This window comes from Thalassotalea litorea, from assembly GCF_043642205.1.
GTDB lineage: Bacteria > Pseudomonadota > Gammaproteobacteria > Enterobacterales > Alteromonadaceae > Thalassotalea_A > Thalassotalea_A litorea.
On the sequence record NZ_JBHZSG010000066.1, the window covers coordinates 1 to 11,925 of the forward strand.

Here is an 11,925-nt window from a genome sequence, read left to right on the forward strand (position 1 = left end):
TCTGCAATCAAAGCCTTGCCTAAAAGCCTTTAAATTCTCACTGAGTGAGCAATAATTTAATGTGATTGGTATTACTCGCCTGCTAACCAAATAAACCGGTAACCAAACCAGAATAATATGGCCAAGGCCAGCAGTGAGATACTGGATATCAGTAATGCATAGGAAATCGATATAGGGAGTAAATATCTGACGTTAAAAATAATAAATGCAATGATTAGTGTCGAAAATATCGCGGCAATACTGAGAATGATGACTTTGCTGATACCATCATCGTGAAAATATTCCATTATTTTCATAATCTTATCCCTGATTAATAATCAATTTGTAATATATGAAATTGTTGTTGGAAAAACAACCATAAATTTAGTCGTTAAAATAGAATTCTCACTGAGTGAGCAATAATTTAATGTGATTGGTATTAACAACAAAGGGCTAACCTTTGGTTAGCCCTTTTGGGAGGGTGTTAACGCGATGCTGTTTACATTCGGTCCATAACGTCGATACCCAACAACCCTAAACCCTGTTCCAGAGTTTTTGAGATCAGGTGGCAAAGCTGTAAACGCGATTGCTTAACCTTATCTTCAATGCCGTCTTTAAGAATAGGGCAAGCTTCATAGAAACTCATGTACAAACTCGCCAACTCATAGAGGTAGTTACACAGAAGATTTGGAGTGCATTCACTGATGACAGCATCCAGCACTTCTTCAAGCTGTAACAATTTAACCGCCAGGGCTTTTTCCTGAGGAGCATCAACCAATATCTCTGAGCATAGGCTATCAAGGTCTACATCGGCTTTTTTAAAGATACTTTGAATACGGGTAAAGGCATACTGTAAATAAGGTGCAGTCGCGCCTTCAAAGCTCAGCATGGTATCCCAATTAAAGATGTAATCACTGGTACGGTTTTTCGATAAATCGGCGAATTTGACCGCGCCAATACCTACTTTACGGGCGATTTCTTCGCGCTCTTGTTCGGAAAAGTCCGCGATTTTATCGGCCATCAGGGTTTGTGCGCGACTAACGGCTTCGTCTAATAATTCTGCCAGTTTAACGGTGCCACCGCTGCGAGTTTTAAACGGTTTGCCATCGCTCCCCATCATCATGCCAAATGGACAATGATCATAAGCGGTGCGCTCTGGTAAGAAACCGGCTTTGCGGGCGGTAATTTCAACTTGTTTGAAATGTAAGGCCTGACGGGCATCGGTGAAAATGATAATGCGATCGGCGTCTAAATCGAAGCTACGGTAACGACAGGCTGATAAATCGGTCGTGGCATATAAGTAGCCTCCGCCAGATTTTTGCACAATGAATACCGACGGCTCACCATCTTTATTCGCCATCTCATCAATAAATACCACTTTGGCACCCTGATCTTCTACCGCGATGTTTTTCGCCATCAAGGTATCGATGACGTTGGCCAGATCCGGGTTATAGGCACTTTCTCCCATAATGTCATCACGGGTAAGCGTTACATTCAGCTTTTGATAAATTTCTTCACTGTGATGAATGGAAATATCAATAAACTGTTTCCATAATGTCAGGCAGTCGGCATCGCCACCTTGCAGTTTTACCACATAATCACGGGCTCGGTCTGCAAACCCTTGTTCTTCATCAAAGCGTACTTTCGCCTGGCGATAGAAATCCTCAAGATCGGCTAATGCCGTTTCTGCAACCTCATCATGGGCCAGTTTATCGCTTAAGTGGGCCAGCAACATGCCAAATTGAGTACCCCAGTCGCCCATATGGTTCTGGCGAATGACCTGTTCACCGCGAAACTCCAATGCCCGCACTACGGCATCACCAATAATGGTGGAACGTAGGTGGCCTACGTGCATTTCTTTGGCCAGGTTTGGCGCAGAATAGTCCACCACGACGGTTTTTGGTTGCTCGCTTTGACTAACATTGAGCTTGTCATCTCGGTTAGCGGCTTGCAATTGTGTTGCCAACCAGGCTGGACTGAGGTGGATATTAATAAAGCCAGGACCGGCAATGTCGACCTTCTCGGCAATATCCGTTAAGTCCAATTGTTCAACCACTTGTTGTGCCAGTTCTCTGGGGTTAGTTTTCAGTTTCTTCGCAGCACCCATTACGCCATTGGCCTGGTAGTCACCAAACTGCGGTCGATTGGAAATACTTACGGCTGGGTTGGTGTCAGCAGGTAATCCTGCTGCGACCATAGCCGCGCTGACTTTTTCATTCAGTAATTGACGAATATTCATAATTAATGTTCACGGGTTTTATGGAATTTAATATCTGGATGGCGTTCCTGGGTCAGGTTCAGGTTGACCATTGTCGGCGCAATATAGGTTAGGTTATCACCACCATCAAGCGCCAGATTGTCATAAGCTTTCTTTTCAAACTGGGCCATGGTTTTGTCATCGTCGCAACTTACCCATCTGGCGGTCGCGACAGAAATCGGTTCATAAATGGCATCAACGTTGTATTCGGTTTTCAGACGGTGCACAACCACTTCAAATTGCAGTACCCCGACAGCCCCGACGATCATGTCATTATTTGCCATCGGTCTAAATACCTGCACGGCACCTTCTTCGGATAATTGAATCAGACCTTTTTGTAATTGCTTGGCTTTGAGAGGATCGCGCAAACGAATGCGGCGAAACATCTCTGGCGCAAAGTTAGGAATACCACTAAATTTCATTTCTTCACCAGCGGTAAAGGTGTCACCGATCTGGATCGAACCATGGTTATGCAAGCCAATAATATCGCCTGCGAATGCTTCTTCAACATTAGACCTGTCACCCGCCATAAAGGTAACCGCATCGGCAATTTTTACATCCTTACCAATACGAACCTGGCGCATTTTCATACCCTTGGTGTATTTACCGGAACAGATTCGCATAAACGCGATACGATCTCGATGTTTTGGATCCATATTGGCCTGGATTTTAAAGACGAAACCTGAGAACTTCTCTTCTTCGGCTTTTACTTCTCTGACGTCAGTTTGTCTGGATTGTGGCTTTGGTGCCCATTTGGTCAAACCATCAAGCATATGGTCAACACCGAAGTTTCCAAGCGCAGTACCAAAATATACGGGCGTTAATTCGCCGGCGAGAAACTCGTCTAAATTAAACTCATGACAGGCGCCTTGCACCAATTCTAACTCTTCACGTAAATCTTCGGCGTAGTTACCGATAGCATCATCGAGCTCAGGGTTATCAATGCCTTTTACAATCCGTTTTTCCTGAATCGTGTGGCCTTGACCTGTTTGATAAAGAATCACTTCATCGGTCAGCAGGTTATAGACACCTTTGAATTCTTTGCCCATACCGATAGGCCAGGTAATGGGTGAGCATTTTATTTTCAAAACGCTTTCAACTTCGTCCATAACCTCGATTGGATCGCGCACATCGCGATCCATTTTGTTCATAAAAGTGATAATCGGGGTGTCGCGCAGACGTGTGACTTCCATCAGCTTAATGGTTCTGTCCTCAACACCTTTCGCCGTATCTATAACCATCAAACAGCTATCTACGGCAGTTAACGTCCGGTAGGTATCTTCGGAGAAGTCTTCATGACCTGGAGTATCGAGCAGGTTAACCAGGCAATCCGCATAGGGAAACTGCATTACCGAGGTCGTAATTGAGATCCCCCGATCTTTTTCCATTTCCATCCAGTCAGATTTTGCGTGCTGGCCTGACTTTTTGCCTTTAACGGTGCCGGCGGTCTGTAAAGCCTGACCAAATAGCAGGACTTTTTCGGTGATCGTTGTCTTACCCGCATCCGGGTGAGAAATAATGGCGAAAGTACGGCGTTTTCCGACTTCCTGCTGCTGTATCGTCATACTAAAACTTAACCCGATGAATGTGAGAACAACCTGGTATAGATACGATCTTCAGTAAACTGAAATCTTAGCCAGGCGCTCAAAGTTATTAAAAAACGCGCCATTATAACGGATGAGAAGATAATGAGCAGTATTTATGGAGAAAATTTTAGCAATATTTGTTGGTCTGAACCCGACAATTGCTATAACAAATTAGGCAGGCGGTGCGATTATTTATCCATTAATGCCGGAACATTAATGGACTTGCGCATGATGATGGCGTCTTCATGACCGGTTTTCGCAGGGTAATAGCCCGTTCGGCGATCGATTTGTTCGAATCCGTGATTAATATACAAAAGCTGAGCCGCAAAATTACTGGCACGAACTTCTAAAAAACATTTACGAATATCGAGCTTTTCCGCCTGAGCAAACAAATCATTTAACAAGGCGTTGCCATAACCGCGTCGTTGCCATTGGGGATGAATGCCGATTTCCATTAAGGTCATTTCATCGACCACATAATCGGCAACATAAAAACCACACCATTGGTCATCAATGAGAATGCCGCGGGTGAGGTACCTGGGGCCAAAGCATCCTTGCAAGGTTTTTCGTGACCAGGGAAACGGGTTGCAGGCAACCTCAATGTCGTAGATAGGGTCAATATCCGCTTTGGAAAAAGTCTTGATAACAGTCATACAACTACCAGGCTCTTTACGAGCTAATTCTTAAGATGGGATGTGAACCAGTTAAATAACTGACGTTTCTGTTTGAGGGTAGGCGTGTTGTTGGCAAAATTTGGTGAGATGATACGTTTCTGTGAAAATTCAATGGTGTCCTTTTTATGAAACTGCCAGTCATAATCACCGAAATGTATACCGCTATCATCAATACTGAGATCGTCGCCTTGAACGCCTAACCAAACTAACAGATCTTTAAACCAGCGGCTATCGGCACAAGCTTCAAACTGTTGCTTTTGTGATAGTCTGGGCTGCTCTTTTCTGGACTTTACGGTTGGCTTAGTGATCCCTGGATGGCTTTTTAAGGTATCCAGCTCAGCAATAATTTTATTGCTTTGGTCGATAATAATCGAGTTATCATCTTTACCTTCAAGGGACGAAAATTTCTCTTCCCGGGCTGACCAAACACTAATCCCCATGGCTTGCAGGTAATCAAATTGTTTACGGTTTAAGCTCATAAAACAGTGCACCAGTGATACAGGGCTAAATTTAACATCAGTTAATAATGACAGAAAAATTCATAACAACCTAGAAATCTACCGGGTTTTTTTATTATATTTTTTGCAATAAATCGCCATTTACAGAATCGAACCATACAGGTTTATTCATATATTCAAAGCGTTAAATAAATTTAAAGGGTAAATTGAGATAGGATACTTCAAGAAAAGGAAATGGCAGGGGTGGAGAGACTCGAACTCCCAACCGTCGGTTTTGGAGACCGCCGTTCTACCAATTGGAACTACACCCCTGCAATGGCTGTGCATTATACCCAACCGATGTTAAAGGTAAAGACCTAATTAGGGATTTTTTTAAGGTTTCGGTTTGAGTGTTGATTTATTGTGCAATCGCTTGTCAGGTAAGGGCTGAGGAGATAGCTGGGTGATCGAAAAGTGTGCTCGGGGGCTGTTGCTTGTATCAGCGCATGCCTAATGGCGGGTATTCGGGTCGTGGTTATCAACAAGCTAAATGGACAGTTTTGCTTTCAAGTCTAACCGTGTCGATCCTCTTTTTATTCATGCGAAGATGTCTTGCCGATACTCTTAAACTTAGTTCTTGTTATTGCTAATAATATTAAAGTCACTATATTTCAGTTAGTTATGGTTGAAATGTGTCTGCTTTGCCCATAAAATGCTGATAAATTAAGCAGTACTCATTTTAATCACGCAAGTATTGTAACCTGGCTTGTTCCCCCAGCGGCTCGTTTCAATGACTGAAAGGATGTTAAGCATGAAATTTATGGAAATGCTAAAAAAGCTTACGCGCCCAAAAAATGCTCCCAACGGGAATGCTGCAACCAGCCGGGTCAGGATTGATATCAATTACGTGGAATCAAAACTGACACCGGAAGATTTGAAATCACAATCCGAACCCGAGTCCTCGTCGGAATTAGCAAAGACAAAATAGCACTCACGTTTTAGAAAAATGTTGCTTAGATGAGACAGGTTTATCGCTTAGTTGATTGATTTTCTTAACTTGGGATTGTTATTTGTTTCCTCCGGTTCGCTATCGTTACTATGATCACCTTTGCAATCATCTGTATTGCTGACTTCAAACTTACTACTTTTATTCACTCAATGACTTCCGCTCATCGGCAGGAATTACTTGCTATTCAAGGCCTCGGCCACTAAACTGTCGCGAATTTTTCAACCTCGATTTTTGGTGCTTAACATGACCAAACGCGTTAGCGATTTTGCTTTTGAATTACCCGATGAACTTATCGCTCGATATCCGCAAGCGGAGCGAACAGCCAGCCGTTTAATGACCCTGGATGGCAACAGCGGTGCGATTAGTCATAAAACCTTTACCCATGTCATTGATATGTTAAATCCTGGTGATTTATTGGTGTTTAACAATACCCGGGTAATTCCCGCGAGGATGTTTGGCAGCAAGGCCAGCGGCGGTAAGGTTGAGGTTCTGGTTGAACGCATTCTCGACCAACATCGGGTGCTAGCTCACATTCGTGCCAGTAAATCGCCAAAACCCGGAGCTAAACTGCTGCTCGAAGGTAAAGTTGACGCCACTATGGTTGCCCGTCATGGTGCATTATTTGAATTGCAAATCGATGGTGAACAGTCGGTGCTAGAGGTTTTGGAGGAAATCGGCCATATGCCGCTTCCTCCTTATATTGATCGCCCCGATGAAGAATCTGATAAAGAGCGCTATCAAACCGTTTACAACGAAAAGCCGGGAGCCGTCGCGGCGCCAACGGCAGGGTTGCATTTTGATGAAGCCTTATTAGAAAAAATTCAGGACAAAGGTGTACAACTAGCCTTTGTTACCTTGCATGTTGGAGCCGGAACGTTTCAGCCAGTGCGGGTGGAAAATATTGATGAGCACGTTATGCATTCGGAGTATGTGGAAGTCAGCCCTGAGGTGATTACCCAAATCCAGCAAACCAAAGCCAATGGTAAACGAGTCATTGCGGTGGGGACCACATCTGTTCGTTCATTAGAAAGTGCGGCTAAATTCCATCTCGATAAAGGGCAGCCATTGGCTGAATTTTACGGTGATACCGATATCTTTATTACCCCGGGGTTTGAATTTAATGTCGTTGATTGCCTGATCACTAATTTCCATTTATCCGAATCGACATTACTGATGCTAGTGAGCGCATTTTCCGGTTATGATCATATGATGCAGGCTTATCAGGAAGCGGTTACTGAGAAGTATCGTTTTTTCAGTTACGGCGATGCAATGTTTTTAACGAAACAAGGTTAATCGCACAAGCTGATTCGAACTAGAAAAGCAATACGGGTCAACCCAACCGGGTTATGTTGAGACCCATACATAATGTTGCTGGTCGTGTATTTAAACCACACTATCAGGAATTAAAACACCGCCTTGTGGCTTTTGATATACTTAGCCCAGGTTTAACGCTATACACCAGTGGCCTGTTTCGCTGCTTGGTGAGGAAAAGACGATGAAATATGAACTAATCAATCAGGACGGTAAAGCTCGCCGTGGCCGCCTGATATTCGATCGCGGTGTGGTTGAAACACCAGCCTTTATGCCAGTCGGTACCTACGGCACGGTAAAAGGCATGACGACCGATGAAGTAGAAGCAACCGGTGCACACATTTTACTCGGAAATACGTTCCACTTGATGTTACGTCCGGGCACTGAAATCATTGAACAACATGGTGATCTTCATGATTTTATGAACTGGCACAAGCCTATCCTGACCGACTCTGGCGGATTTCAGGTTTTCAGCCTTGGAGAAATGCGTAAAATCACCGAAAAAGGCGTTGAGTTTCGTTCTCCGGTTAACGGCGAAAAAATCATGTTAACCCCGGAACGTTCCATGGAAGTTCAGCGTAGCCTGGGCTCTGACGTGGTAATGATCTTTGATGAATGTACTCCGTATCCGGCAACTCATGAACAAGCGAAAGCGTCCATGGAATTGTCGTTACGTTGGGCGAAACGTTCAAAACAAGCCCATGGTGACAACCCTTCTGCGCTGTTTGGTATTGTTCAGGGCGGGATGTATGAAGACCTGCGGGAAATTTCTGCACAAGGCTTGTTAGATATCGATTTTGACGGCTACGCTATCGGTGGACTATCGGTTGGTGAGCCCAAAGATGAGATGATTAAAATTCTTGATCATACTCCGGACTTGATCCCCAAAGAAAAGCCCCGATATCTAATGGGAGTGGGGAAACCTGAAGACCTGGTAGAAGGTGTGCGTCGTGGTATCGACATGTTCGATTGCGTGATGCCAACCAGAAACGCTCGTAATGGTCATCTATTTGTTACCACCGGCGTTGTGAAGATTCGAAACGCAAAAAACAAGACCGACACTGGGCCTTTGGATCCGGATTGCGATTGTTATACCTGTAAGAATTACTCTAAGGCCTATCTCCATCATTTGGATAAATGTAATGAGATCCTTGGGGCGCAATTAAACACTATGCACAACCTGAGATTTTATCAACGGGTAATGCAAGGTTTGCGTGATGCCATCGAGCAAGGTAAATTAGACGACTTTGTCGCCGAGTTTTATGCATTACGTGGGTTGGACGTACCACCCCTGGAACCGAAATCAGGCAGTTCAGGCAATAGCTAAGAATAATTTAAAATAAGTTACCGGAAGGTAATCATTGTAAAAAGAGGAAGTTATGGATTTTTTTATCAGTAAGGCATACGCAGCACAACAACCACAATCGGGTGGTGGTTTTGAAATGCTAATCATGTTGGCAGTTTTTGGTTTGATCTTTTATTTCATGATCTACCGTCCGCAAGCCAAACGTGTAAAAGAGCACAAGAGCCTTATGTCGGCACTTGGTAAGAACGATGAAGTGCTTACCCAGGGTGGTGTCGTGGGCAAAATCGTTAAAGTCAGTGAAGAAAAAGACTTTATCGTGATTGCGATTGCAGAAGGTACCGAAGTTACGGTACAAAAAGCGGCGGTAACCGCTGTACTTCCTAAGGGAACTATGAAGTCACTGTAAGGACAGTCTCGTGTTAAATAAATATCCATTATGGAAATCCTTGATGGTGGTTTTTATCGTCTTTTTTGGTGCGCTTTATGCGCTACCAAATTTGTATGGTGAAGACCCCGCAGTACAAATTTCCGGGAAACGTGGTATGGAAGTTACTGCGTCTACGTTAGACTCAGTAAAAACAGAACTCGATAGCGGTAATATTAACTATCGCAGTGCCACCCTGGAAAATGGACAAATACTCGTTCGTTTCGATAGTTATGAAAGACAGCAGAGTGCTCGCGATGCCTTAATGAAAGGCTTAGGTGATGAATACTCTGTGGCGCTAAACCTGACGCCGGCAACACCGGATTGGTTAGACAGTATTGGCGCTGTACCGATGAAGCTTGGTCTGGATTTATCCGGTGGTGTTCACTTCCTGATGGAAGTGGATATGAAAACCGCGATGGATCGTGCCAAGGTGAATATGGTCGACACCTTTCGAGCAAAATTACGCGAAGAGAAAATCCGTTATAAACGCGTCGCTGAAGCCGGTAACGGTGTTGAAGTGGTGCTGCGCAGTGTCGAAGATCTCGAACAAGCGGAACGGGTGTTAAAGCGTGTTGACCCAGGCTATGTCTTCGTCGATAACGAAAGCAAAATGTCCCTGAAAGTCACCATGTCCGAGCAAAAAATCAAAGAGACTCGTGAAAACGCCATTTCTCAGAATATTACCATCATACGTAACCGTGTTAATGAACTTGGTGTTGCTGAACCTTTGGTGCAACGTCAGGGACAAAAACATATCGTGGTTGAATTACCTGGTGTTCAGGATACCGCCAAAGCCAAAGAGATTTTGGGCGCGACGGCAACCCTAAGCTTTCATTTAGTCGATCAGGATGGCGATGTTATGTCGGCCGTCAATGGCCGCGTACCACCAGGTTCATTTGTGGTTTATGACCAGGACAATCGTCCAGTACTATTGAAAAAACGTTCTATCTTGCAGGGTGAACACATCGTTGGAGCCAACTCTGGCCGTGACCAGCAAACTCAGCAGCCTGCCGTTTACGTAGATCTTGATGCCGCCGGTGGCGACAAAATGTCACGAGGCACCAAAGGTAATGTTGGCAAGCCTATGGCGACTGTATTTATTGAAAGTGTCGCAACGGGTGAGAAAAACCCCGATGGCAGCTTGAAGTTTAAGAAAGAATTGGAAGTGATTTCGGTTGCCACGATTCAGTCTCGATTAGGTCGAAGCTTCCAGATCACCGGTGAACGCTCACCTGCATCCGCTCATAATCTTGCCTTGTTGCTTCGTGCCGGTGCTTTGATAGCACCAATAGCCATTGTTGAAGAACGCACCGTAGGTCCATCTTTAGGTGCCGAAAACGTTCAGTTAGGCCTACAAGCCATTATGTGGGGCTTTGCCATGGTACTGGCATTTATGATGTTTTATTACCGTAAATTTGGTGTTGTAGCAAACCTTGCGCTTGCGGCTAACCTGATATTGATTGTCGGTATTATGTCATTGATCCCTGGTGCCACGTTAACGTTACCCGGTATGGCAGGTATTGTTCTGACCGTTGGTATGGCGGTTGATGCCAATGTTCTTATTTTTGAGCGAATTCGAGAAGAATTGCGCGAAGGAAAGAGCGTTCAGCAATCTATTCACCAAGGCTATGATGCAGCATTCTCAACGATTTTTGATGCTAACATTACGACATTGATTGCAGCGATTATATTGTTTGCAGTCGGTACGGGTCCGATTAAGGGCTTCGCCGTTACTCTGTCTATCGGTATTATTACGTCGATGTTTACCTCCATCATTGGTACGCGTGCCGTCGTAAATGCGATATGGGGTGGCAAAAAAATCGATAAGTTATCGATATAGGTCAGGTGAATATTATGCAATTATTAAAACTTAAAAACACCGTGGCCTTCATGTCATTTCGCAAGCCTGCGATGATATTCAGCCTGGTATTGATTATCGCTTCCATCGTGTCGCTATCGGTGAATAAGCTGAATTTAGGACTGGATTTCACCGGTGGTACATTAATTGAAGTTGGCTTTGAACAACCTGCCAAACTTGGTGAAATTCGCCAGATAATGGAGCAGGGTGGCCATGAAGATGCCATCGTGCAGTTATTTGGTAGTGCCAATGACGTTTTAATTCGTCTCGGGCAGCGTGACAATGTTAAAGCGGAAATGCTGGGCAATGAAATCCTGTCTTTGCTTAAAGAAGGCACTGGTCAGGATATTGACATGCGTCGTATCGAATTCGTTGGTGCCAATGTTGGTGAAGAGTTGACAGAGCAAGGTGGTCTGGCAATGCTAACCGCATTAATCTGTATTTTGATTTACGTTGCGTTTCGCTTTGAATGGCGATTTGCGTTGGGCTCGGTAACCGCGCTTGCCCATGACGTGATTTTAACGCTTGGCCTGTTTTCGGTTCTGCAAATTGAGTTTGACTTAACGGTATTAGCGGCAATTCTCGCCGTTATCGGTTACTCACTTAACGATACCATTGTTGTTTCAGACCGGATCCGTGAGAACTTTCGCAAAATTCGCAAAGGCGAAGCTGAAGAAATCATCAACATTTCTCTGACGCAAACCCTTAGCCGAACGATGATCACGTCATTAACTACGTTTCTGGTATTGCTCGCCTTGTTCTTTAAAGGCGGCGCATTGATCCACGGTTTTGCTACGGCATTACTATTCGGTATCTTTGTTGGTACGTACTCATCGATTTATGTTGCCAGTACGGTAGCACTTGGATTAGGTATTTCTAAAGAAGATTTGATCCCGGAAGTCATCGAAAAAGAAGGCGCCGATCAGGAAGAGTTATTGCCTTAAAGGTAATCGTGCTTGTTCGTAAAAAAAACCATCTTCGGATGGTTTTTTTATGGACGACACTTAATACCAATCACATTAAATTATTGCTCACTCAGTGAGAATTTAAAGGCTTTTAGGCAAGGCTTTGATTGCAGAGA

11 protein-coding genes and 1 tRNA gene are annotated in these 11,925 nt (G+C 44.3%); 6 read left to right on the forward strand and 6 right to left on the reverse strand.

Annotation, left to right across the window (positions count from 1 at the left end; translation table 11 throughout):
• Window positions 1-71 precede the first annotated feature (71 nt).
• From ACHUFQ_RS16415 to ACHUFQ_RS16440, 6 genes are all read right to left on the reverse strand, one after another.
• Window positions 72-296, reverse strand: a complete 225-nt coding sequence (locus ACHUFQ_RS16415) for a hypothetical protein (protein ID WP_394176929.1) — start codon at window positions 294-296, stop codon at window positions 72-74.
• A gap of 182 nt (window positions 297-478) precedes the next feature.
• Complete coding sequence (gene argS / locus ACHUFQ_RS16420) at window positions 479-2,218, reverse strand: arginine--tRNA ligase (RefSeq protein WP_394176930.1); 1,740 nt, start codon at window positions 2,216-2,218, stop codon at window positions 479-481.
• A 2-nt stretch (window positions 2,219-2,220) separates the two neighbouring features.
• Entirely contained in the window at window positions 2,221-3,801 is a 1,581-nt protein-coding gene (gene prfC / locus ACHUFQ_RS16425; RefSeq protein WP_394176931.1) for a peptide chain release factor 3, read from the reverse strand.
• A 209-nt stretch (window positions 3,802-4,010) separates the two neighbouring features.
• A complete protein-coding gene (gene rimI, locus ACHUFQ_RS16430; RefSeq protein WP_394176932.1) occupies window positions 4,011-4,475 on the reverse strand; it encodes a ribosomal protein S18-alanine N-acetyltransferase in 465 nt (154 codons plus the stop codon).
• A 23-nt stretch (window positions 4,476-4,498) separates the two neighbouring features.
• Window positions 4,499-4,975, reverse strand: a complete 477-nt coding sequence (locus ACHUFQ_RS16435) for a hypothetical protein (RefSeq protein WP_394176933.1) — start codon at window positions 4,973-4,975, stop codon at window positions 4,499-4,501.
• Window positions 4,976-5,189: 214 nt separating this feature from the next.
• A tRNA-Trp gene (locus tag ACHUFQ_RS16440) sits at window positions 5,190-5,266 on the reverse strand.
• A 478-nt stretch (window positions 5,267-5,744) separates the two neighbouring features.
• Here ACHUFQ_RS16440 and ACHUFQ_RS16445 point away from each other — a divergent pair.
• The 6 genes from ACHUFQ_RS16445 (at window position 5,745) to secF (ending at window position 11,788) form a co-directional block, all read left to right on the forward strand.
• The gene (locus ACHUFQ_RS16445; RefSeq protein ID WP_394176934.1) at window positions 5,745-5,921 is read left to right on the forward strand and encodes a hypothetical protein; all 177 of its coding nucleotides are present in this window, start codon (window positions 5,745-5,747) and stop codon (window positions 5,919-5,921) included.
• 264 nt (window positions 5,922-6,185) lie between these two features.
• Complete coding sequence (gene queA, locus ACHUFQ_RS16450; protein WP_394176935.1) at window positions 6,186-7,235, forward strand: tRNA preQ1(34) S-adenosylmethionine ribosyltransferase-isomerase QueA; 1,050 nt, start codon at window positions 6,186-6,188, stop codon at window positions 7,233-7,235.
• Between the two features lie 202 nt (window positions 7,236-7,437).
• On the forward strand, window positions 7,438-8,580 hold the full coding sequence (tgt, locus tag ACHUFQ_RS16455) for a tRNA guanosine(34) transglycosylase Tgt (protein ID WP_394176936.1): 1,143 nt from the start codon (window positions 7,438-7,440) through the stop codon (window positions 8,578-8,580).
• A 52-nt stretch (window positions 8,581-8,632) separates the two neighbouring features.
• The gene (gene yajC / locus ACHUFQ_RS16460) at window positions 8,633-8,965 is read left to right on the forward strand and encodes a preprotein translocase subunit YajC (protein WP_394176937.1); all 333 of its coding nucleotides are present in this window, start codon (window positions 8,633-8,635) and stop codon (window positions 8,963-8,965) included.
• Between the two features lie 10 nt (window positions 8,966-8,975).
• Window positions 8,976-10,826: a protein translocase subunit SecD gene (gene secD / locus ACHUFQ_RS16465; RefSeq protein WP_394176938.1), complete on the forward strand. Its 1,851-nt coding sequence runs from the start codon at window positions 8,976-8,978 to the stop codon at window positions 10,824-10,826.
• A gap of 14 nt (window positions 10,827-10,840) precedes the next feature.
• Window positions 10,841-11,788 (forward strand): protein translocase subunit SecF, encoded by a 948-nt coding sequence (gene secF / locus ACHUFQ_RS16470; protein WP_394176939.1) that lies wholly within the window; start codon window positions 10,841-10,843, stop codon window positions 11,786-11,788.
• Window positions 11,789-11,925: the final 137 nt, after the last annotated feature.

Coding starts and splice junctions, on each gene's coding strand:
- prfC (WP_394176931.1), bottom strand. CDS start 3,801: ATGACGATACAGCAGCAGGAAGTCGGAAAACGCCGTACTTTCGCCATT.
- rimI (WP_394176932.1), bottom strand. CDS start 4,475: ATGACTGTTATCAAGACTTTTTCCAAAGCGGATATTGACCCTATCTAC.
- secF (WP_394176939.1), top strand. CDS start 10,841: ATGCAATTATTAAAACTTAAAAACACCGTGGCCTTCATGTCATTTCGC.
- yajC (WP_394176937.1), top strand. CDS start 8,633: ATGGATTTTTTTATCAGTAAGGCATACGCAGCACAACAACCACAATCG.
- ACHUFQ_RS16415 (WP_394176929.1), bottom strand. CDS start 296: ATGAAAATAATGGAATATTTTCACGATGATGGTATCAGCAAAGTCATC.
- tgt (WP_394176936.1), top strand. CDS start 7,438: ATGAAATATGAACTAATCAATCAGGACGGTAAAGCTCGCCGTGGCCGC.
- queA (WP_394176935.1), top strand. CDS start 6,186: ATGACCAAACGCGTTAGCGATTTTGCTTTTGAATTACCCGATGAACTT.
- ACHUFQ_RS16445 (WP_394176934.1), top strand. CDS start 5,745: ATGAAATTTATGGAAATGCTAAAAAAGCTTACGCGCCCAAAAAATGCT.
- ACHUFQ_RS16435 (WP_394176933.1), bottom strand. CDS start 4,975: ATGAGCTTAAACCGTAAACAATTTGATTACCTGCAAGCCATGGGGATT.
- argS (WP_394176930.1), bottom strand. CDS start 2,218: ATGAATATTCGTCAATTACTGAATGAAAAAGTCAGCGCGGCTATGGTC.